The sequence below is a fragment of the Phytomonospora sp. NPDC050363 genome, from assembly GCF_040655735.1.
Classification (GTDB): domain Bacteria; phylum Actinomycetota; class Actinomycetes; order Mycobacteriales; family Micromonosporaceae; genus Phytomonospora.
Window position 1 is genome coordinate 225,002 of sequence record NZ_JBFAKK010000007.1, and the last position, 19,405, is coordinate 244,406.

General features: G+C 70.5%; 21 protein-coding genes and 1 tRNA gene. 12 read left to right on the top strand and 10 right to left on the bottom strand.

Annotated elements, in window-relative coordinates; translation table 11 throughout:
* Window positions 1–21 precede the first annotated feature (21 nt).
* Window positions 22–456: a GNAT family N-acetyltransferase gene (locus AB0I28_RS20765; RefSeq protein ID WP_357495570.1), complete on the bottom strand. Its 435-nt coding sequence runs from the start codon at window positions 454–456 to the stop codon at window positions 22–24.
* Window positions 456–2,069, bottom strand: coding sequence for a peptide chain release factor 3 (locus AB0I28_RS20770; protein WP_357495572.1), 1,614 nt, complete (start codon window positions 2,067–2,069; stop codon window positions 456–458). The genes AB0I28_RS20765 and AB0I28_RS20770 overlap by 1 nt, the downstream gene beginning before the upstream one ends.
* Before the next feature lie 154 nt (window positions 2,070–2,223).
* Here AB0I28_RS20770 and amrS point away from each other — a divergent pair, with 154 nt between their 5' ends.
* Together amrS and amrB are read left to right on the top strand one after the other, a co-directional pair.
* Entirely contained in the window at window positions 2,224–3,417 is a 1,194-nt protein-coding gene (gene amrS / locus AB0I28_RS20775; RefSeq protein WP_357495574.1) for an AmmeMemoRadiSam system radical SAM enzyme, read from the top strand.
* Complete coding sequence (gene amrB / locus AB0I28_RS20780) at window positions 3,414–4,196, top strand: AmmeMemoRadiSam system protein B (protein WP_357495576.1); 783 nt, start codon at window positions 3,414–3,416, stop codon at window positions 4,194–4,196. Before amrS ends, amrB begins: the two co-directional genes overlap by 4 nt.
* 13 nt (window positions 4,197–4,209) lie before the next feature.
* Here amrB and AB0I28_RS20785 read toward each other — a convergent pair whose 3' ends face one another.
* Window positions 4,210–5,133, bottom strand: coding sequence for an NAD-dependent epimerase/dehydratase family protein (locus AB0I28_RS20785; RefSeq protein ID WP_357495578.1), 924 nt, complete (start codon window positions 5,131–5,133; stop codon window positions 4,210–4,212).
* 65 nt (window positions 5,134–5,198) lie between these two features.
* Here AB0I28_RS20785 and AB0I28_RS20790 point away from each other — a divergent pair, with 65 nt between their 5' ends.
* The gene (locus AB0I28_RS20790) at window positions 5,199–5,786 is read left to right on the top strand and encodes a TetR/AcrR family transcriptional regulator (RefSeq protein WP_357495580.1); all 588 of its coding nucleotides are present in this window, start codon (window positions 5,199–5,201) and stop codon (window positions 5,784–5,786) included.
* Between the two features lie 122 nt (window positions 5,787–5,908).
* Here AB0I28_RS20790 and AB0I28_RS20795 read toward each other — a convergent pair whose 3' ends face one another.
* Entirely contained in the window at window positions 5,909–6,208 is a 300-nt protein-coding gene (locus AB0I28_RS20795) for a DUF6458 family protein (RefSeq protein WP_357495582.1), read from the bottom strand.
* A 142-nt stretch (window positions 6,209–6,350) separates the two neighbouring features.
* On the opposite strand from AB0I28_RS20795, the gene dnaE reads away from it, so the two are divergent.
* On the top strand, window positions 6,351–9,935 hold the full coding sequence (gene dnaE / locus AB0I28_RS20800; protein ID WP_357495584.1) for a DNA polymerase III subunit alpha: 3,585 nt from the start codon (window positions 6,351–6,353) through the stop codon (window positions 9,933–9,935).
* A 16-nt stretch (window positions 9,936–9,951) separates the two neighbouring features.
* Here the strand turns inward: dnaE and AB0I28_RS20805 are convergent, their stop codons facing one another.
* Complete coding sequence (locus AB0I28_RS20805; RefSeq protein WP_357495586.1) at window positions 9,952–10,515, bottom strand: deaminase; 564 nt, start codon at window positions 10,513–10,515, stop codon at window positions 9,952–9,954.
* Between the two features lie 205 nt (window positions 10,516–10,720).
* Here AB0I28_RS20805 and AB0I28_RS20810 point away from each other — a divergent pair, with 205 nt between their 5' ends.
* Entirely contained in the window at window positions 10,721–11,131 is a 411-nt protein-coding gene (locus AB0I28_RS20810) for a GNAT family N-acetyltransferase (protein ID WP_357495588.1), read from the top strand.
* The gene (locus tag AB0I28_RS20815) at window positions 11,124–11,642 is read left to right on the top strand and encodes a hypothetical protein (protein ID WP_357495590.1); all 519 of its coding nucleotides are present in this window, start codon (window positions 11,124–11,126) and stop codon (window positions 11,640–11,642) included. Before AB0I28_RS20810 ends, AB0I28_RS20815 begins: the two co-directional genes overlap by 8 nt.
* 33 nt (window positions 11,643–11,675) lie before the next feature.
* Here AB0I28_RS20815 and AB0I28_RS20820 read toward each other — a convergent pair whose 3' ends face one another.
* The 3 genes from AB0I28_RS20820 to mshA all read right to left on the bottom strand — a co-directional run bounded on the left by AB0I28_RS20820 (window position 11,676) and on the right by mshA (window position 14,503).
* Complete coding sequence (locus AB0I28_RS20820) at window positions 11,676–12,530, bottom strand: immunity 49 family protein (protein WP_357495592.1); 855 nt, start codon at window positions 12,528–12,530, stop codon at window positions 11,676–11,678.
* Window positions 12,461–13,069 carry a YbjN domain-containing protein gene (locus tag AB0I28_RS20825; RefSeq protein ID WP_357495594.1) on the bottom strand — a complete coding sequence of 203 codons (609 nt, stop codon included), beginning with the start codon at window positions 13,067–13,069 and terminating at the stop codon, window positions 12,461–12,463. Before AB0I28_RS20825 ends, AB0I28_RS20820 begins: the two co-directional genes overlap by 70 nt.
* A 96-nt stretch (window positions 13,070–13,165) precedes the next feature.
* Entirely contained in the window at window positions 13,166–14,503 is a 1,338-nt protein-coding gene (mshA, locus tag AB0I28_RS20830) for a D-inositol-3-phosphate glycosyltransferase (protein WP_357495596.1), read from the bottom strand.
* A gap of 151 nt (window positions 14,504–14,654) precedes the next feature.
* On the opposite strand from mshA, the gene AB0I28_RS20835 reads away from it, so the two are divergent.
* From AB0I28_RS20835 to AB0I28_RS20850, 4 genes are all read left to right on the top strand, one after another.
* Window positions 14,655–15,401: an SDR family oxidoreductase gene (locus AB0I28_RS20835; protein WP_357495598.1), complete on the top strand. Its 747-nt coding sequence runs from the start codon at window positions 14,655–14,657 to the stop codon at window positions 15,399–15,401.
* A gap of 53 nt (window positions 15,402–15,454) precedes the next feature.
* Window positions 15,455–16,171 carry a class I SAM-dependent methyltransferase gene (locus AB0I28_RS20840; RefSeq protein ID WP_357495955.1) on the top strand — a complete coding sequence of 239 codons (717 nt, stop codon included), beginning with the start codon at window positions 15,455–15,457 and terminating at the stop codon, window positions 16,169–16,171.
* Between the two features lie 70 nt (window positions 16,172–16,241).
* A tRNA-Phe gene (locus AB0I28_RS20845) sits at window positions 16,242–16,315 on the top strand.
* A 95-nt stretch (window positions 16,316–16,410) separates the two neighbouring features.
* Window positions 16,411–16,875 carry an NUDIX hydrolase gene (locus tag AB0I28_RS20850; RefSeq protein WP_357495600.1) on the top strand — a complete coding sequence of 155 codons (465 nt, stop codon included), beginning with the start codon at window positions 16,411–16,413 and terminating at the stop codon, window positions 16,873–16,875.
* A 12-nt stretch (window positions 16,876–16,887) separates the two neighbouring features.
* Here the strand turns inward: AB0I28_RS20850 and AB0I28_RS20855 are convergent, their stop codons facing one another.
* Window positions 16,888–17,565 carry a uridylate kinase gene (locus AB0I28_RS20855; RefSeq protein WP_357495602.1) on the bottom strand — a complete coding sequence of 226 codons (678 nt, stop codon included), beginning with the start codon at window positions 17,563–17,565 and terminating at the stop codon, window positions 16,888–16,890.
* Window positions 17,566–17,666: 101 nt separating this feature from the next.
* On the opposite strand from AB0I28_RS20855, the gene AB0I28_RS20860 reads away from it, so the two are divergent.
* Window positions 17,667–17,903 carry a hypothetical protein gene (locus AB0I28_RS20860; protein ID WP_357495604.1) on the top strand — a complete coding sequence of 79 codons (237 nt, stop codon included), beginning with the start codon at window positions 17,667–17,669 and terminating at the stop codon, window positions 17,901–17,903.
* Here AB0I28_RS20860 and AB0I28_RS20865 read toward each other — a convergent pair.
* On the bottom strand, window positions 17,900–18,403 hold the full coding sequence (locus tag AB0I28_RS20865; RefSeq protein WP_357495606.1) for a MarR family transcriptional regulator: 504 nt from the start codon (window positions 18,401–18,403) through the stop codon (window positions 17,900–17,902). The two genes, AB0I28_RS20860 and AB0I28_RS20865, sit on opposite strands and share 4 nt — an antisense overlap.
* A 40-nt stretch (window positions 18,404–18,443) precedes the next feature.
* Here AB0I28_RS20865 and pip point away from each other — a divergent pair, with 40 nt between their 5' ends.
* Window positions 18,444–19,403 (top strand): prolyl aminopeptidase, encoded by a 960-nt coding sequence (gene pip, locus AB0I28_RS20870; protein ID WP_357495608.1) that lies wholly within the window; start codon window positions 18,444–18,446, stop codon window positions 19,401–19,403.
* Window positions 19,404–19,405 lie beyond the last annotated feature (2 nt).

Genomic DNA, 19,405 nt, shown 5'->3' on the forward strand with positions numbered 1-19,405 from the left:
CGGGCGACGGGGCGGGGTTTCCTAGTCGAGCGCGGTCGAGAAGTGGAACGCCGGGATGTGCATCCCGTTGGCCAGGTAGAAGCGGTGAGCCCCGTGCCGCTGCGTGCCCGAGTCGAGGTGCAGCTGCTCGCAGCCGTTGGCCTTCGCCTCCTCGCGAAGCCAGGCGAACAGCTCGCGGGTGTGTCCCTGCCCGCGAACCTCGGGCAGGGAGACGAGGTCGTCGACGTACATGTGCTTGCCCGCCGCCAGCGACTGCGTGTACCGGTACCCCGCGACGGCAACCGCGTCCCCCGCGATGTCGAGGAACGCGCCGGCGAGGAGATAACCGCCGGGCCGCAACTGCTCGTCGACGATCGCGGTGAACTCCTCGACGGTCGTCAGCGAGGGCCGCAGCTCCCGCATGGCGTGGAAGGCGACGTGGGTCCGCCCGGCCGGGATCGGCGCGATGTCGGCCATCACACGTCCGCGTCGGCGAGGAGGGGTTCGAGCATGATGCCGGGGTTGTCGGTCTTCACCGTCTGCATCCGCCACTTGTTCAGGAACGCCGCCAGCACCACGCCGTCGCGCGCCCGCACGAAGGTCTCCGTGCCCGGTGAGCGCTTCATCTTCTCGGCGCTCTCGGGGTCGGTGCGGCGCGCCAGCTCGTAGGGGAGGTGGTCGAGGGTCGTGGGAACCCCGAACTCCTCGGTGAGGCGGTGCGTCGCGACCTCGAACTGCATGGTGCCGACCGCGGCGAGCACGGGTGTGGCGTCACCGCGCCGGTCGGAGTAGAGAACCTGCACGACGCCCTCGGCGTCGAGCTGGGCGATGCCCCGGCGGAAGCGCTTGGCCTTCGAGGTGTCGTCGGTGCGGATGGTCGCGAAGTGCTCCGGCGCGAAGGACGGCAGCGGCGGGTACAGCACCTTCTTGTCGACGTACAGCGAGTCCCCGATGCCCAGCGCGGTGGCGTTGACCAGGCCGATCACGTCGCCGGGGAACGCCTCGTCGAGAGTGTCGCGGGAGGCGCCGAACAGCGACTGCGCGTACTTGGTCGCGAAAGGGCGCCCCGACTCGGCGTGCGTGACGACCATGCCCCGCTCGAAGCGGCCCGAGCAGACGCGCACGAAGGCGACTTGGTCGCGGTGGGCCTTGTTCATGTTCGCCTGGATCTTGAACACGAAACCCGAGAACGGCGAGTCGACCGGTCGCGGCTCCCCCTCGGCGTCCTCGCGCGCGCCAGGGGCGGGCGCGTGCTCGATGAGCACGTCGAGCAGCTGGGCGACACCGAAGTTCGCCACCGCCGCGCCGAACAGGACCGGCGTGGTCACCGCCGACTCGAACAGCTTCTGGTCGTGCGTCGCGCCGATCTCGGTCAGCAGCTGGACCTCCTCGACGGCCGTGGCGTAGTCCTCGCCGAAACGCTCGGCGGCCTTGTCGCCGGTCAACCGCGTCTGGATCGCCTCACGCGTCCCGCCCGGGGTGCGCTCGAAGTGGACCATGTCGTTGGCCGTGGCATCGTCGTCGCCGCGGCGGTCGATGACACCGGCGAACTTCCCGCCCGGACCGACCGGCCAGGTCAGCGGCGTGCACTTGAGGCCGATGCGCTCCTCGATCTCGTCGAGGAGCTCCAGGGCGGCACGGCCCGGCCGGTCCCACTTGTTGATGAACGTGATCACCGGGATGCGCCGGTGCCGGCACACCTCGAACAGCTTCAGCGTCTGCGGCTCAAGGCCCTTCGCGGCGTCGATCAGCATGACCGCGCAGTCGACGGCCGTGAGCACCCGGTAGGTGTCCTCCGAGAAGTCGGCGTGACCGGGCGTGTCGAGGAGGTTCACCACGCAGTCGGCGTAGTTGAACTGCAGCGCCGCCGACGTGATCGAGATACCGCGCTGCTTCTCCATCGCCATCCAGTCCGACACCACGCCCTTGCGGCCGCCCTTGCCGTGGACGGCACCGGCCTCGCCGATCGCGTGACCGTGCAGCGCGAGCGCCTCGGTGATGGTGGATTTACCCGCGTCAGGGTGACTGATCACCGCGAACGTGCGCCGACTCGACGCCTCACGCGCCACCGCGGACCCCTGGCCCGACATGCTCTACCTCATTCAATGCTCGTTCATGCGTTCACGGCGGGCACACGGCCCCCCGGACCCGACCCTCGATCATATCCGCCCCCGCCCGCACCGCCCGCTCCGCTTGCAACGGGCGTGGCCACCGGCATAGCGTGGGGGTGAGGAGGCGTACGCGATGCACGATCCCGCCCCGGCGGACACACTCAGCCGCGACGACCCGTTCACCGTCGACACCCAGTACTGGCACGCGCTGCCCGACGGGCGCATCCAGTGCGACGTGTGCCCCCGTGCCTGCAAACTCCGCGAAGGCCAGCGCGGACTGTGCTTCGTGCGCGGCCGCGTCGACGACCGGATCGTGCTCGCCTCCTACGGCCGCTCCTCGGGCTTCTGCGTCGACCCGGTGGAGAAGAAGCCGCTCAACCACTTCCTGCCCGGCACGCCCGTGCTGTCCTTCGGCACCGCCGGCTGCAACCTCGCCTGCCGCTTCTGCCAGAACTGGGACATCTCCAAGTCCCGCGAGATCGACACGCTCTCCTCGGCCGCCTCGCCCGACGCGCTCGCCGAGGCCGCCGAACGCCTCGGCTGCCGCGCGGTGGCCTTCACGTACAACGACCCGACGATCTTCCTGGAGTACGCGATGGACGTCGCCGACGCCTGCCGCGCCCGGGGCATCAAGTCGATCGCGGTCAGCGCCGGCTACATCAACGCCGAGGCCCGCGCCGACTTCTACTCGCACATGGACGCCGCCAACATCGACCTGAAGGCCTTCAGCGAGCAGTTCTACGAGAAGGTCACCTTCGCCAAGCTCGGCTCCGTGCAGGAAACCCTGCGCTACCTGCACGAAGAGACCTCGGTGTGGCTGGAGGTGACGACGCTGCTGATCCCCGGGCACAACGACTCCGACGCCGAGATCGCCGCCGAGTGCGCCTGGTTCGCCGAGCACCTCGGCCCGGACGTGCCGCTGCACTTCTCGGCCTTCCACCCCGACTTCAAGATGCGCGACATCCCCCGCACCCCGCCCGAGACCCTGCGCCGGGCCCGCCGCATCGCCCTCGACCACGGACTGCGCTACGTCTACACCGGTAACGTCCACGACCCCGAGGGCCAGACCACCCGCTGCCCCGCCTGTGGGAAACCCGTCGTCGAGCGCGACTGGCACGTCATCAACCGCTATGACCTGACCGAGACCGGGGCCTGCGAACATTGCGGTGACATGATCGCCGGGGTGTTCGATGGACCCGCCGGCGACTGGGGCGCCAAACGCCGACCGGTCAGACTGGCAGAGAAGCCCGGCCGCCCCGGGAAACACGACAGACGCCGGCTGACACTGCTGCCGGCCGAGACGAATCCGCGAGGAGACCAGGAATGATGCGACCCGAAGCGCGACCAACGGCGGTCGCGGGCCGTTTCTACCCCGGCGACCCCTCCCACCTGCGGACCATGATCCGCCGGATGCTCAACAAGATCGAGGTCCCGGCGGACGAGCAGCTCGCGCCCGCCTACGTCGTCCCGCACGCCGGCTACCGCTTCTCCGGGCCCGTCGCCGCGACCGTCTACGCGCGCCTCGAACGCTTCGCCGGGAAGGTCGACCGGGTCGTCATCCTCGGGCCCTCGCACTTCGCGAGGCTCGAAGGCTGCGCCGGTTCGCCCGCCGGGATGTGGGAGACCCCGCTCGGCGACCTGCACACCGTCGACGCGCCCGGACTGCCAGCCGACCCCGTGCCGCACCAGCGCGAGCACTCGATCGAGGTGCAGCTGCCCTTCATCCAGACCGTCCTCGGCGACGTGCGCATCACCCCGATCGCGGTCGGGTACACCCCCGCCGAGGAGGTCGCCGACCTCATCGACGCCACCGTCGCCGACGACCCCCGCACGGTCGTGCTGTGCAGCACCGACTTCTCCCACTTCCACCCCGACGAGGTCGCCCGCGACCTCGACCGGCGCACCGCCGCCGCCGTCTGTGAGCTCGATCACGAGCGCATCGACTCCGGCGACGCCTGCGGGGTGTTCGCCCTGCGCGGACTGGTCGCCTGGGCCGCACGGCACAAGTACCTGCCCCGGCAGCTGGCGCTGCGCACCTCCGCCGACAGCTACGGCGGGAACCCCAACCGTGTCGTGGGATACCCGGCGTTCGCGGTCGACGCGTAACGAGCCGGGAGGGTCACCCGTTCGCGCGGAACCAGTCGAGCGTCGCCGCGACCCCGTCGGCGTGCGAGGTGACCTTCACCGGCCCGAAGGCAGCGCGGAACGCCGAGTCGTCGGCGACGAACGGCCGGTCGCGCTGGTACCAGGTGTCCCCCAGCTCCCGCACCACCGGATTGACCAGCCCCAACACGCGCTGCATGCCGCGCCCGAGCCCCGCGACACGGGGTTTCCCGCCCACCTGAGCCCGCACCAGCTCGCCGAACTCCCGTCCGGTGACCGCCTCGGCGGCCGGCAGGTGCCACGACCGGCCGTCGGCCTCCGCGCGCTCGCCGAGGGTCACCAGCCCCGCGGCGACGTCCGGCAGGTACGCGACGGTGTGGGGCTGGTCGAGGGCGCCGACCCAGCGGACGGTCTTCCCGGCGAGGGCGGCGGCGAAGACCGTCGGGCCGAGGATGGTGTTGACGCCGCCGGGGCCGTAGTAGTCGGAGGCGCGGCCGAGGGTCGCGCGGATGCGGCGGGCGTCGTGCGCGTCGAGGATCAGCCGGTCGACCTCGGCGCGGACGCGGCCCTTCGGGTCGGTCGCGGCATGGGGGAGGTCTTCGGTCATGGGGCCGTCGACGGGGCCGTAGACGTAGAGGTTGTCGGCCATGACGAGCTTCGCGCCGGCCGCCTCGACGCCGGCGATGACCGTGCGGGTGAAGGCGGGAAACTTCGCCGCCCACTCGGCGTAGGGCGGTTGCGCGCACTGGTAGACGACGGCGGCGCCCGCGCAGGCCGCGACGGCGCCCTCGGCGGTGGTGACGTCGGCGTGGAGGTCACCGGGGCCGTCACCGGCGTGGCGGCTGACGGCGCGGACGTCGTGGCCCCGGTCCTTGAGTTCGGCGACGACGGCCTTGCCGACGGCGCCGGTCGCGCCGAGAACGACGTGGAGCTCACTCATGTTCTTCTCCTGCCGAGAGCTTTTGTGACGCTGTTATATAACCACGTTACGATACGATGGGCAACATGCCCAGGCCAAGGAACCGCGACTACGCCGAACTCCGCCGCGAACTCGTCGACGCCGGTGGCCGCCTCCTGGCCGAGGAAGGGCCCGCGGCGCTGAGCACCCGGCGGGTCGCGCAGGAGGTCGGGGTGTCGACGACGGCCGTGTACAGCCTGTTCGGCGACAAGGCCGGGCTGGTGCGGGAGATGTTCCTGGCCGGCTTCGAGCGGCTCGCCGAGGCCTTCGACGCCGTCCCGCGCACGGACGATCCGGTCGCCGACCTGCTCGCGCTCGGTGGCGCCTACCGGGCGAGCGCGCGCGCCAACCCGCATCTTTACGAGCTGATGTTCGGGCGGCCGGTGCCCGAGTTCGAGCCGGACGGCGAGACCGGCGAGCGGATTCGGCCGACCTTCGACGCGCTGGTCGCGGCGGTCGCTCGGTGTGTGGACGTGGGGGCGGTGAAGGGGCGGCCGGACGATGTGGCGGTGCAGCTGAACGCGCTGGCGCACGGGCTGAGCAGCCTGGAGCTGCGGGGGGCGCTGGGGGGCGCGGAGGAGGCGGAGGGGGTCTGGGGGCGGGCGTTCGGGGCGATGGTGCGGGGGTTGGGGTGACCTGGGGCCTCCCGGCCTCCTCCCTACGTTCGACGGTAGATGCGCGCCGGGCACAGCCGTCGAACGCGAGCCCCGCTCGCTGTGGACAACCGCCAGGCTGTGGACAACCCGGGCCGAAAGCCCTACCCCTGCTGCGGCTTGCGCTGCTCCGGAGCCGGCTCCGCCCGCCGCGCCTCGCGCCGCGCCGCGTTGGTCCGCCGGATCTCCTGCGAAGTCTGCGCCTCGGCGGACTTCTTCGAGCGCCAGAAACTCAGTGTGATCACGATCCCCACCGTCGCGGCGATCATGAGGATCACACCGGTGACCTGAAGGTCGATCCAGTCGGGGCTGGCCTTCACCGCGAACTTGAGGATCGCACCGAGCACGAGTAGGAAGATGCTGCCGCCGATTCCCATTTGCCACCCCTCGTCTTCGGTGTCCACAGGCTACTCCGAACGCGCCTCCCGGTACATCCCCGTGAACTCGGCGCGGCGCTCGCGAGACTCCCGGCGGCCCTCGCGCCGGGCGCACTAGGGTGGGTGGGCCGCCCTGAAGAAGTCCCGTCGCGCAAGGAGATGATCACCGGTGCCGGATCGGTCTTTCGTACACCTGCACGTGCACACCGAGTACTCGATGCTCGACGGCGCCGCCCAGCTCAAGCCCTTGTTCGCCGAGGCGAGCCGCCTCGAGATGCCCGCCATCGGCATGACCGACCACGGCAACATGTTCGGCGCCTACGGCTTCTACAAGCAGGCGAAGGCGGCCGGCGTCAAGCCCGTCATCGGCATCGAGGCCTATCTCGCCCCGCACGACCGCTTCCACAAGAAGCCGGTGTACTGGGGCGATCCCGGTCAGCGCTCCGACGACCTCTCCGGCAACGGCGCCTACACCCACATGACGATGCTGGCGGCCGACGCGACCGGCCTCCACAACCTCTTCGCGCTGTCGTCGAAGGCGAGCATCGAGGGCTACTACTACAAGCCCCGCATGGACCGCGCCCTCGTCGAGCAGTACTCGCAGGGCATCATCGCCACGACCGGCTGCCCTTCGGGCGAGGTCCAGACCCGGCTGCGGCTCGGCCAGTTCGACGAGGCCCTCCAGGCCGCGGCCGACTACCGCGACATCTTCGGCGCCGACAACTTCTTCTGCGAGGTCATGGACCACGGCCTCGACATCGAGAACCGGGTCCGCGAGGGCCTCAAGAAGATCGCCGACCAGCTCAGCCTGCGCTGGCTGGCCACCAACGACTCCCACTACGTCACGCAGGACCAGGCCGGCGCGCACGAGGCGCTGCTGTGCGTCCAGTCGGGCAAGACCCTCGACGACCCCAAGCGCTTCAAGTTCGACGGCGACGGCTACTACCTCAAGTCGGCCGCCGAGATGCGCGCGATGTTCGACGACGAACTCCCCGGCGCCTGCGACTCCTCCCTCCTGATCGCCGAGCGCGTCGAGTCCTACGACTCCGCCTTCGGTTACGCCGACCGGATGCCGATCTTCGAGGTCCCCGAGGGCCACACCCAGGAGACCTGGCTGCACCACGACGTCGTCGAAGGTCTCAAGTGGAGGTTCCCCGACGGGATCCCCGACGGCTACATCGAACGCGCCGAGTACGAACTGGGCGTCATCAACCAGCAGGGCTTCCCCGCGTACTTCCTCGTCGTCGCCGACCTGTGCCAGTACGCTCGCTCGCAAGGGATCCGGGTCGGCCCGGGCCGTGGTTCGGCGGCCGGTTCGCTGGTCGCCTACGCGCTGGGCATCACCAACGTCGACCCGATCGAGCACACGCTCCTGTTCGAGCGCTTCCTGAACCCCGAGCGCGTCTCCATGCCCGACATCGACATCGACTTCGACGACCGCCGCCGCGGCGAGATGATCGTCTACGCGACGAACAAGTACGGCGTCGACAAGGTCGCCCAGGTCATCACCTTCGGCACCATCAAGGCCAAGGCCGCCCTGAAGGACGCCGCCCGGATCCTCTACGGCCCGGCCGGTTTCGGCATGGCCGACAAGATCTCGAAGGCGATGCCGCCTCCGGTACTGGGCAAGGACATCAGCCTCAAGGGGATCGTCGACGATTCCGACCCCCGCTACAAGGAGGCGACCGAAGTCCGGTCCCTTTTGGACACCGACCCCAACGCCAAGAAGATCTTCGACACCGCGCGCGGCCTGGAGGGCCTGATCCGGCAGCCCGGCGTCCACGCCTGCGCGGTGATCCTGTCGAAGGATCCCGTCATGGACGTGATCCCGGTGTGGGCGCGGCCGCAGGACGGGTCGATCATCACCGGCTTCGACTATCCGTCCTGTGAGGACATCGGCCTGCTGAAGATGGACTTCCTGGGCCTTCGCAACCTCACCGTCCTCGGTGACGCGATCGACCTGGTGAAGGTGAACCGGGGAATCGACATCGACCTCGACACGCTCCCCATCGACGACGGCACGACCTACGAACTGCTCCAGCGCGGTGACACCCTCGGCGTGTTCCAGCTCGACGGTTCGGCGATGCGCGAGCTCCTGCGCCGCATGCAGCCCACCGAGTTCGCCGACATCTCGGCCGTCAACGCCCTGTACCGCCCCGGTCCGATGGCGATGAACGCGCACAACGACTACGCCGACCGCAAGAACGGCCGGCAGGACGTCAAACCGATCCACCCCCAGCTGGCCAAGCCGCTCGCCGAGATCCTGGAACCGACCTTCGGTCTGATCGTGTACCAGGAGCAGATCATGAAGATCGCGCAGAAGGTCGCCGGCTTCACCGCCGGTCAGGCCGACGTTCTGCGTAAGGCGATGGGTAAGAAGAAGCTCGACGTCCTGGAGAAGGAGTACGAGCGCTTCCACGCGGGTATGCGGGCGATGACAACGGAGAAGGACCCCGACGCCCCGGCCGACGGCTACTCCAACGAGGCCATCAAGACGCTGTGGGACACGATCCTCCCGTTCGCCGGGTACGCGTTCAACAAGTCGCACGCCGTGGCCTACGGGATGATCTCGTACTGGACGGCCTACATGAAGGCCAACTACCCGGCCGAGTACATGTCGGGACTGCTGACCTCGGTCGGCGACTCCAAGGACAAGATGGCGGTGTACCTGTCGGAGTGCCGCAAGATGGGCATCAAGGTGCTTCCGCCGGATGTCAACGACTCGCTGGGCTCCTTCGCGGCCGTCGGGGAGGACATCCGCTTCGGGATGGGCGCGATTCGCAACGTCGGCGAGAACGTCGTGTCCTCGATCGTCAAGTGCCGCAAGGAGAAGCAGCCCTACGAGTCCTTCCAGGACTTCCTGTCCAAAGTGGACGCGGTGGTGTGCAACAAGCGCGCCATCGAGTCGCTGATCAAGGCGGGTGCCTTCGACTCGCTCAACCACAGCCGGCGCGGTCTGGCCGAGGTGCACGAGCAGGCGATCGACGCGATGATGTCGATCAAGAAGGAGGAGGCGCGCGGCCAGTTCGACCTCTTCGGCGACATGTTCGCCGCCGAGGAGTCGGCGTCCACATTGGGCGTCGACCTGACCGTCCCGGAGTACGAGTGGGACAAGCGCGACCTGCTGACCTTCGAGCGCGAGATGCTCGGCCTGTACGTGTCCTCGCACCCGCTGGTCGGTTACGAGCGGCACCTGAGCGCCAACTCCGACCGGCCCATCGCCGCCCTCTTCGGCGACGACATGCCCGACGGCATGATGGTCACCGTCGCCGGGATCCTCACCAGCGTCGCCAAGCGCGTCACGAAGCAGGGAAAGCTGTGGGCCTCGGCGTCCATTGAGGACCTTGAGGGCGGCATCGAGGTGCGGTTCTTCCCGGCCACCTACGAGGCCGTCGGCGACTATCTCGCCGAGGACCTGGTGTGCTGTGTGAAGGCCAAGCTCGACAAGCGCGAGGGGACGCCCCAGCTGATCGCCCAGGACCTGAGGATCCTCGACGTGTCCACAGCGGACAAAGAGGGTGTCGCCGGGCCGGTGACGCTGTCGCTGCGGGCCCAGACGGTGACCGAAGGCCTTGTGGGGAAGCTGAAGGAGACGCTCTCGACGCACCGCGGGGACTCCGAGGTGCGGGTGCGCCTGACCGGCGCGGGGCCGTCGCCGAAGCTGTATCGCCTGTCGTCGAACTGGAACGTCAACCCCTCGACGGCGCTTTCGGCCGACATCAAGGCACTGCTCGGCGCGGGGGCACTGGAGTAGCGCCCCCGCACGCCGGTCACTTGCGCAGGTCGTAGCGCAGGTGCGTGACGCCCTCGCCCTCGACGACCGTTGGCTGGGTGAGGGCGATGGGCGTGTTCTTCAGGCCGTCGAAGAAGCGGTGGCCCTCGCCGAGCAGGTAGGGGACCAGGTTGACCTCGATACCGTCGAGGAGGCCCTCGTTGAGCAGGCCGGCGACCGTGCGGGTGCCGGAGGTGCCGACCATCTTGTCGCCGGCGATCTCGCGTGCCAGTGCCGCCGCCTCGGCGAGGGTCGGGGCGAAGCGCATCATCTCGGTGTTCTCCCAGCCGTCGGGGATCTCGCGGCTGTAGACGACCGTCGGCTGTCCGGCGGGGTGCGTGCCGCCCCAGCCGCCGGTGATGTCGAACAGCGCCCGGCCGGCCAGGATCGCGCCGATCCGGCCCCACGCCTCGCGCAGGTAGCGGGCGTTGGCCTCACCGACGTGGAACCGGAACTCGGCCATGTTCGTCTCGAGCTCGATGTCACCGTTCTGGTACCACGAGAAGACCTCGTCGACGCGGTGCTCGGGGCCGGCGATGAAGCCGTCCAGGGACATGGACATTGATGCAACGATGGTCGCCATATCGGTGCGCTCCTCGGGTTCTTGTTTGTTGTGTACCCGTTGGTCGCGGCGGTGTCCGGGATTTCGACATGGTCGGGCGGATTAGTTTCCGCGTGCGGGTCTCGGCCGGTGGCGAGCCGGGCTCGCTCTTCGCCCCAGTGGGCCTCGGCGCCCCCGCGCTGCACGCGATCTAAGCTCGATCAACATGAGCGATATTCGAGTACTGACGGCCGCCGAGCGGCCGATACCGCCGGAGGGCGTGCTCGCCCTCTACGCCGAAGCCGGCTGGTGGCCGGAGCGGACGGCGGCGCACGTCGAGAAGATCCTGTCGGCCGGGCCCGCCGTCGGCGCCTGGGATGCCGAGGGTGTGCTGGCCGGCTTCGCCCGGGCGGTCAGCGACGGCGTCTGCCGCGCCTACGTCGAGGACGTCGTCGTGGCCGTATCTGTTCGGGGGCAAGGCATCGGGCGTCGGCTGATGGACGCGCTCGGAGCCGAGCTCGCCGGGATCGACGTGGTGTCACTGTTCTGCGGCGACGACCTCGTGCCGTTCTACGAGGCTTCCGGCTTCACGTTCACCGGGCAGCGGATCGCCCACAAGGCGGCCGCGAGTGCCTGAGGCGCTGCTGATCGGTGGGCGGTCCGGGGTCGGCAAGACCACCGTGGGCTGGGAGGTCTCCGGACTGCTCGGCGAGGCGGGGATCGCGCACTGCCACGTCGAAGGCGACACCGTCGGCAACGTCGTGCCGCCCCCGGCCGACGACCCGCACCGGTCGCGGATCACCGAGGTGAACCTGACGGCGATGTGGGCGAACTTCGCCGCGATCGGGTGCACGCGGCTGGTCTACACCAACACCGCGAGCGTCCTGGAGCCCGAGATGTTCGAGCGGGCCCTCGGCGGGTCGGCGCGGCTGACGCGGGTGATGCTGACGGCGGCCGACGAGACGGTGGCCGGGCGGCTCGGCGGGCGCGAGATCGGCAGCGAGCTGGAGCTGCACCTGAAGCGGAGCGCTTTCATGGCGCCCTACCTCGACGAGCACGTGCCGGCGGGAACGATTCGGATCGCCACCGACGGTCGGACGGTCACGGAGATCGCACGGGACGTCATCGCGGCGACCGGGTGGGGGTAGGCGCTGGCACGACCTACGCGACCGTCGACGGGTTCACACCGAGGTGCGCCCGAACGCGGCACCCGAGACGATGGATCTGGGCAGGTACGGGGATCCGACGGTCACCGGCATGCCCAGGTCGTGGGCGGCGCAGGCGAGCGCCAACGGGCCGCCTGCGGTGAACCCGTATGGGTTTTCGAGTAGATCGGGCTCCGAAGACCAGAAGTGGTCGTGGAGGTCCACCGCTTCCTCCAGAGCCTCGTTGAACCCGTCAGGCTCTTGCAGGGCCAGGAAGTACAGGAGTTTCATCGCCGGGTAGGAGATGAGAAGAGCGTGTTCCGGGCTCACCTTGAGGGTTTCCGGGTCGGTCGCCTCCATGGCGGCGTACAGCAGGTCGAGAGCGTCCGGGCTGTTCGCGAAGTAGCCTTGGAGGGCCCTGACCCAGGTGAAGACGTAAGGGTCGACGGTCAGACCGCCCGTCTCCCGCAGCCGGTTCTCGGTGATCGTGCACAGCCTCCGCAGGCTTTCGTCGTCTCGGAGGATGACCGAGAACCACAGTGCGTCCAGCCACGCCTCCACCGAGGCGAACCCGCGGATGATGGTGCCTCCCGCCATCGTCCGTGGACCACGCACCGGGCTGCGCACCACGCTGCCCTCCGGCGCCAGGGCGACCGCGAAGAGCGCCGAGTAGGCCTCATCGGCGAGGACGAATGCCTCCCGGGTGATCTGCCGGCTCGCGGAGGGATCACCGACGCTGCGGTAGCCGATGACGGCCTGCGCTTCGTACGCGAGGTCGCGAAGCAGGCCGGGTGACCTTTCGATCCGCTCGGCGGCTTGCTCTACCGCGCTCTTCCAGAGGCGGTCCGCCGTGCGTTCGGCGTGCTGGGGGTCGATGGAACGTCCGCGCACGAATTGCCCCCATGGGGTAGGTCTGCGGCAAGAGGAGTCCGCAGTCTATGCGCGGATAACTCCTCTTCCGCCGGTCGCAGGTGCTCGAAGGCCGCCAGGTTCCGCGTCGACTCTCCGCGCGACAGCCGCCACCGCCACTCGCGGCGGATGGACTCGGCGAATCCCAGCTCCAGCAGGGGATCGAAGGCCTCGTCGGCGTAGGTGAGCACACTGCCGAGGATGCGGTCGATCTCCTCGGCGGTGATGGCCGCCAACGGCACCCTGCCCATCAGCCACACGTCGCCGTGACCGTCCACAGTGAACGCCACGGCGTACATGCGGGCGTTGCGGCGCAACAGTTCGGCGTGCACACCGGCGGTGTTCTCGTCGGGGTGCCGGATCACGAAGGCCTCGATCCGCAGTGCGTGATCCTCGACGTGCAGCAGGCACACCGTGTTCAGCTTGTGCGTGCCCGGCAGGGTCACCGAGTACGACGAGGGGCCGGCGGAGGTCCAGTCGACTTCGAGTTCGGTGAGGATGCGCTCCAGTACGTGGGTCACCTCGACATCACAGCACAGCCGGGGCCTTCGCGTCCTGCGGGACGCCGACTCCGGGCCCTTCGGCCGTGCCCGTCCACTTCGGACGACGCGCGGCCGCTAGGCCCGGCGGCGCAGTGAACCCGACGACTGCCGGGAGCGTTGCGCCGCCTGCGCGTACAGGGTTTCCCGGTAGGCGCACAGCAGGCCGGCGGCCGTCTTCGACCACGAGTACTTCTCGGCGTGCTCCCGCGCCCCGACGGCCAGCAGCTCCCGCAGTTCGCGCTCGCGCAGCAGGCGGCCGATCACGCGGCCCCACTCCTCGGCGCCGTGCCCGTTGATCAGCACGCCGCTGACACCGTCGGCCACCGCGACGGGCAGCCCGCCGACGGCGGCGGCCACGACCGGCGTCCCGCACGCCTGAGCCTCCAGGGCGACCAGGCCGAAGGTCTCGTTGAAGCTCGGCACGCACACGAGGTCGGCGGCGCGGTAAATGTCGACGAGCGCGTCCCCGGCGCGGGGCGGCAGGAAGTGCACGCGGCGGGCCAGGTCGAGGTGCACGGCCAGTTCGTGGAGCTCGTCGGGGCGGTGCAGACCGGTGCCGGAGAGGCCGCCGACGTAGAGGATGTGCAGCTTCTCGACCAGCTCGGGGTCGCGGGCGCGAAGCTCGGAGACGGCGCGGAGCACCAGGTCGGGGGCCTTCAGCGGCTGGATGCGGCCGAGGAAGGCGAGCACGTGGGCGTCGGGCGGCAGGCCGAGGGCGCGGCGGGTGGCGGAGCCGTCGCCGGGGGTGAAGCGGGTCAGGTCGACGCCGGGCGGGACGACCGAGATCTTGGCGGCCTCGGCGTCGTAGCGGGTGATGAGGTCCTCGGCCTCCGACGGCGTGTTGACCACGAGGCGGTCGGCCTCCCCGACGACCTGTTCCTCGCCGACGACGCGGGAGAGGGGCTCGGGGGTGTCGCCCTCGGCGAGGAGGGCGTTCTTGACCTTGGCCAGGGTGTGGGCGGTGTGCACGAGCGGCACGCCCCAGCGGTCCCGGGCGAGCCAGCCGGCGTGGCCCGACAGCCAGTAGTGGGTGTGCAGGAGGTCGTAGTAGCCGGGCGGGCGGGCGGCCTCGGCGCGCAGGACGCCGGCGGTGAAGGCGCACAGCTGCGCGGGCAGGTCCTGCTTGAGCAGGCCCTCGTAGGGGCCGGCGGGGATGTGCCGGACGGTCACGCCGGGGGCGGCCATGACGCAGTCGGCGAGGTCGCTTGAGGTCGCGCGGGTGAAGATCTCCACCGCGACGCCGGCCTCGGCAAGGCGCGAGGCGACCTGGAGGACGTAGACGTTCATGCCTCCCGCGTCGCCGGTGCCCGGCTGGTCGAGGGGGGATGTGTGCATGGACAGCATCGCCACACGCCTCGGCGCCACCCGGTTGCGGCACAGGTGGGAAACTCCGCGGCCACTCCCGCGTTCCATCGCAGCTCCTGCTCTCGTCGTGCGGCCCGACCGCCGTCCGGGCCGGTCCAATAGTCGTCCTTCCAGCCCCCGGATGGCCGTCCGCGTGATGTCCGACACAGAGGCGGCCCGTGGCAGAGTGGGCGGCGACACCGATAAGGGGAGTACCCACATGAGCAGGCCCGTAGCCGTCGTGACCGGAGCTTCGAGCGGGATCGGCGCCGCCACCGCGCGCGCCTTGGCGGCCGACGGTTTCCACGTCGTCCTCGCGGCACGCAGGCTGGCGCGGCTGACGTCGCTGGCGGCCGAGGTCGACGGTACGCCCGTCGAGTGCGATGTGACGTCCGACGAGGGCGTCGCCGCGCTCACCGAAGCGGTCGCCGGGCGCGACGTGCGGGTGCTCGTGAACAACGCGGGGGGCGCGTTCGGCGCCGATCAGGTCGAGAACGCCGACCTCGACGGGTGGCGCGCGATGTACGAGGTGAACGTTCTGGGTGCCGTGCGGGTGACGAAGGCCCTGCTACCGGCCCTGGAGGAGTCCGGCGCGGGGACGATCGTGTGGGTCTCGTCGACGGCGGGGCTGATCGTCTACGAGGGCGGCGGCGGGTACGCGGCGGCCAAGCACGCCGAGACGGCCGTCGCCGAGACGATGCGGCTGGAACTGTGCGGGCGGCCGGTGCGGGTCATCGAGATCGACCCGGGCATGGTCCGCACCGACGAGTTCGCGCTCAACCGCTTCTCCGGCGACCAGGAGGCCGCCGACAAGGTCTACGCCGGTGTCGCCGAACCCCTGACCGCGGAGGACGTCGCCGACACCATCGCGTGGACGGTGTCGCGGCCACACCACGTCAACGTCGACCGGCTCGTGCTGCGGCCGCTGGCGCAGGCGGCGCAGCACAAGGTCCACCGCGTGCTGTGAAGCCGGTCGGCGAGGTCACCCGGGGCACGACCAACCCCAACCGGCTGCGGCGGATGGACCACTGGCTCGCCGACCGCTACGGGACGCTGCTGCGGACGGCCGCCGACCCTCTCGTTGTCGATCTCGGCTACGGGGGTGCGCCGGTCACGACCGTCGAGCTTTACCGGCGGCTGCGGCGCGTGCGGCGCGATGTGCGCGTCGTCGGGCTGGAGATCGAGCCCTCGCGCGTCGAGCAGGGACGGGCCGTCGCCGACCCTCCGGGGCTGAGCTTCGCGCGGGGCGGGTTCGAGCTCGCGGGGCTGCGGCCGGTGCTGGTGCGCGCGGCGAACGTGCTGCGGCAGTACCCGGAGGAGGCCGTCGCGGGGGCGTGGACGCTGATGAGCGCGCGGGGAGCGGTGGTGGTCGACGCGACCTGCGACGAACTGGGGCGGCTGGGGGCGTGGGTCGCGGTCGAGGGTGGCGTGCCGGTGACGCTGACGCTGGCGGCGCGGCCGTCGACACTGGAGCGGCCGGCGGCCTTCGCCGAGCGGCTGCCGAAGGCGCTGATCCACCGCAATGTTCCCGGGGAGCGGGTGCACGCGCTGCTCACCGCGCTCGACGACGCCTGGCGGGATGCCGCGGGGGCCACGGTCTTCGGGGCCCGCGACCGTTGGCGGCGCACGGTCGAGGCCGTACACGGGGCGGGGGTGCCGGTGTGCGAACCGCCCGCGCGGTGGCGCGACGGGGTGATCACGGTCCCGTGGACGGTCGTCGCGCCGGGGGTCGCGTGAGGCGCGGGCGGCGGGGCGGTTATCCCCTTCGTGGGCGCTGAGGGCGTGCGGTAGAGTAGCGACGTTCCTTGGCCAGGTAGCTCAGTTGGTACGAGCGCTCGCCTGAAAAGCGAGAGGTCGCCGGTTCGACCCCGGCCCTGGCCACCGAGGAAACCCCCGCCGGACATCCGGCGGGGGTTTTTGCATTGGGGACCGATCGGCGTTCTCGAAGCCGTTGACCGCCCTGCCATCGTGTCCGCATGACCTTCGTCGACCCCGAGACCTACTACGCGTCGCTGCCGTCGGTGACCTTGGCGGCCGGTGGGCTCCTGTCCGACGGCGCGGGGCGGATCCTGCTGGTCAAGCCGACCTACCGCGACTACTGGCAGCTTCCGGGCGGCACCGTCGAGGACGGCGAAGCCCCTGACGAGGGGTGCCGGCGGGAGGTGTTCGAGGAGGTGGGGCTCGACCGGGAGGTGGGGCGGCTGCTGCTGGTGAACTGGACGCCGCCGCGCGGGGGGCGGCGAGGGCTGGTCCTCATGGTCTTCGACGTGGGCGTGGTCGACGCGGGGGGTGAGCTTCGCCTCGCCGAGGGCGAGCTGGAGGCCTCGGCGTGGGTGTCGCCGGAGGAGGCGGTGGCGATGGTGTCCAAGCGGACCGCGCTGCGGCTGCCGGAGGCGCTGGCGGCGCTCGCCGACGGGGGGACTCGCTACCTGGCGTGCTGACCTACCGGGCGCCTACCGGGTGCGGTCTTCCCACGACGGCTGCCGGGGTTTGTCGTTGTGCACGACGATGTCGGCCAGTTCGGTCGGCTTGATCGTGTCGAAGTAGCGCTGCTGGGAGGGGATGTAGCGGGCGCGGAAGCGGGCTTCGGCCTTGTCGGCGGAACCGTTGAGCTCCTTGTCGCGGACGCGGCCGCGGGCGATGGTCTCCTCGAAGGCCGCCGACACGAAGATGCGCAGGTCCCAGCCGTCGATGAGTTCGGGGCGCATGAGGAAGACGCCGTCGAAGAGGAGCACGGTGTCGGGAGCTGCGTGCTCGAAGGGGGCGGCGAGGGGGATGTCGGCGACGTTGTCGTAGACGGTGTCGCGGAACTGGCGGTCGCCGCCGGGGCCGAGGGGGGTGAGGAGGACGCCGTGGATGTTGTCGAAGTCGAAGCTGTCCTCGTAGCAGGCGATCGGGGAGTCGGCGCCGCGCACGTACCGCCGTGAGCGGGGGTAGAGGAAGCTCTCGATGGAGACGCGGATGACCTGGCGGCCCTGGGCGCGCAGGACGGCGCCGAGTTCGTCGCCGAGGGTGGTCTTGCCGGCGGCGGGCGGGCCGTCGATGGCGACGCGGGTCGGGTGGCCGGGTGTGACGGCGGTGATCGCCTCGGTGAGGTGGGCGAGGAGGTCTTCGCGGGTGCCGCTTCGCATGTGGGGCCGCCGATCTCGGGGTGAGCGTGGTCGTCGGGGACACCCTAGTGGGGTGTTTCTGTGCCGATGCTGAGTCCGGCGCGCGCGGCTACCGTTGGGGCATGGACGTTTTACTGGTGGTGCTGCTCGTCTTCCTCGGGTTGCTCGCCGGCTGGGGGATCACCGAGGCGGTGCTGTCGGTGCGGCGCCGCCGGCGTCTCGCGCGGGATCCGCGGGTGGTGTGGCGCAACGGCCGGAAGGTGCTGCCCAGGGAGGCGAGGAGCCTCAAGTCGACCAGTGGGTCTTCGGGCGAGACGGGGATTCCGCTCGGAAGCCGCTACGACAGTGAGATCACCTAGCCCGCACTGTCCGACGCGGACCGCCCGCCTCCACCGGCGCTGAGGATCCTCTCCCGCAGCGACCGCCGCCCCAGCGCGTCCAGCACCGCCAGCAGCACGTCCGCGAGGGGTGCGGGCAGTTCGTCGTCCAGCTCGCGCATGGCCGCGACGACCAGCCGCCACTCCGCGTCGACGGCGGGCATCAGCTCCTGTGCCCGCTCGGTGAGGTGGGCGATGCGCTGGCGGGCGTCGGCGCCCGGCCGCAATTCCAGCAGACCGTCGCGGACCATCATGGCCGCCGACTGGCTGGCGGCGGAGTGGGTGACGCCGACGGCGTCGGCGAGCTCGCGGATGGAGAGGGGCCCGTGGGTGGCGAGTGCCCGCATCAGCGGTGAGTGCCTGGGCCGGTAGTTGTCGGGGAGTCCCAGGTCGGGGTAGGTGCGGGCGATGTCGGCGTCCAGGAGGTCGTGGACGTGTCGCAGGAGGGTGCCGATGGCCTCGGGGTCGGGGGTTCTCGCCATGCCCTAATGTAACAGCGCTGTTAGATCTGAGGAGATCCGCATGGACAAGCGCTACCCGCCCATCGAGCCCTACGCGACCGGCATGCTCGACGTCGGCGACGGCAACCGCGTCTACTGGGAGACCTGCGGGAATCCCGACGGGAAACCCGCCGTCATCCTGCACGGCGGCCCCGGCTCGGGCGCCTCGGCGAACTGGCGCCGCTACTGCGATCCCGAGGCGTACCGGATCGTCGTCTTCGACCAGCGCGGTTGCGGGCGCAGCACCCCCGACGCCGCCGACTTCTCCACCGACCTCGCCACCAACACCACCGCGCACCTCATCGCCGACACCGAGGCCCTCCGCCGCCACCTGGGCATCGACCGCTGGCTCGTCATCGGCGCCTCCTGGGGCACCACCTTCGGCATCGCCTACGCCGAGGCGCATCCCGACAGCGTCAGTGAGGCCGTCTTCTTCAGCCTCACCACGACCACCCGCCGCGAAGTCGACTGGGTCACCGGCGACATGCGGCGCGTCTTCCCCGCAGAGTGGACCCGCCTGCGCGACGGTGTTCCGGAGTCCATGCGCGACATGCGCCTCATCGACGCCTACGCCGAACTCCTCGCCGACCCCGACCCCGCCGTCCGTGAGCGGGCCGCCGAGGACTGGTGCGCCTGGGAGGACACCCACGTCGCCACCGTCCCCGACTACCAGCCCGACCCGCGCTACAAGGACCCCGTCTTCCGCATGCGCTTCGCCCGCCTGGTCACCCACTACTGGCGCCACTGCGCCTGGTACCCCGACGGCGCCCTCCTCGCCGGGGCCGCCGCGCTCGGCGACATCCCCGCCGTCCTCGTCCACGGCCGGCTCGACATCAGCGGCCCCATCGACATCGCCTACGACCTCGCCCAGGTGTGGCCGGGCGCCGAACTGGTCGTCGTCGACGACGCCGGCCACGGCGCCTACCCCGGCATGATCGAGGCGATCGTCGCGGCCACCGACCGCTTCGCCGCACGCCGTTGAAT

Coding starts and splice junctions, on each gene's coding strand:
- AB0I28_RS20835 (WP_357495598.1), top strand. CDS start 14,655: ATGAGCAGGCCCGTAGCCGTCGTGACCGGAGCTTCGAGCGGGATCGGC.
- AB0I28_RS20805 (WP_357495586.1), bottom strand. CDS start 10,515: ATGTCCATGTCCCTGGACGGCTTCATCGCCGGCCCCGAGCACCGCGTC.
- AB0I28_RS20770 (WP_357495572.1), bottom strand. CDS start 2,069: ATGTCGGGCCAGGGGTCCGCGGTGGCGCGTGAGGCGTCGAGTCGGCGC.
- AB0I28_RS20810 (WP_357495588.1), top strand. CDS start 10,721: ATGAGCGATATTCGAGTACTGACGGCCGCCGAGCGGCCGATACCGCCG.
- AB0I28_RS20865 (WP_357495606.1), bottom strand. CDS start 18,403: ATGGCGAGAACCCCCGACCCCGAGGCCATCGGCACCCTCCTGCGACAC.
- AB0I28_RS20850 (WP_357495600.1), top strand. CDS start 16,411: ATGACCTTCGTCGACCCCGAGACCTACTACGCGTCGCTGCCGTCGGTG.
- AB0I28_RS20790 (WP_357495580.1), top strand. CDS start 5,199: ATGCCCAGGCCAAGGAACCGCGACTACGCCGAACTCCGCCGCGAACTC.
- AB0I28_RS20785 (WP_357495578.1), bottom strand. CDS start 5,133: ATGAGTGAGCTCCACGTCGTTCTCGGCGCGACCGGCGCCGTCGGCAAG.
- mshA (WP_357495596.1), bottom strand. CDS start 14,503: ATGGAACGCGGGAGTGGCCGCGGAGTTTCCCACCTGTGCCGCAACCGG.
- amrS (WP_357495574.1), top strand. CDS start 2,224: ATGCACGATCCCGCCCCGGCGGACACACTCAGCCGCGACGACCCGTTC.
- pip (WP_357495608.1), top strand. CDS start 18,444: ATGGACAAGCGCTACCCGCCCATCGAGCCCTACGCGACCGGCATGCTC.
- AB0I28_RS20860 (WP_357495604.1), top strand. CDS start 17,667: ATGGACGTTTTACTGGTGGTGCTGCTCGTCTTCCTCGGGTTGCTCGCC.
- AB0I28_RS20840 (WP_357495955.1), top strand. CDS start 15,455: ATGGACCACTGGCTCGCCGACCGCTACGGGACGCTGCTGCGGACGGCC.
- AB0I28_RS20855 (WP_357495602.1), bottom strand. CDS start 17,565: ATGCGAAGCGGCACCCGCGAAGACCTCCTCGCCCACCTCACCGAGGCG.
- amrB (WP_357495576.1), top strand. CDS start 3,414: ATGATGCGACCCGAAGCGCGACCAACGGCGGTCGCGGGCCGTTTCTAC.
- AB0I28_RS20765 (WP_357495570.1), bottom strand. CDS start 456: ATGGCCGACATCGCGCCGATCCCGGCCGGGCGGACCCACGTCGCCTTC.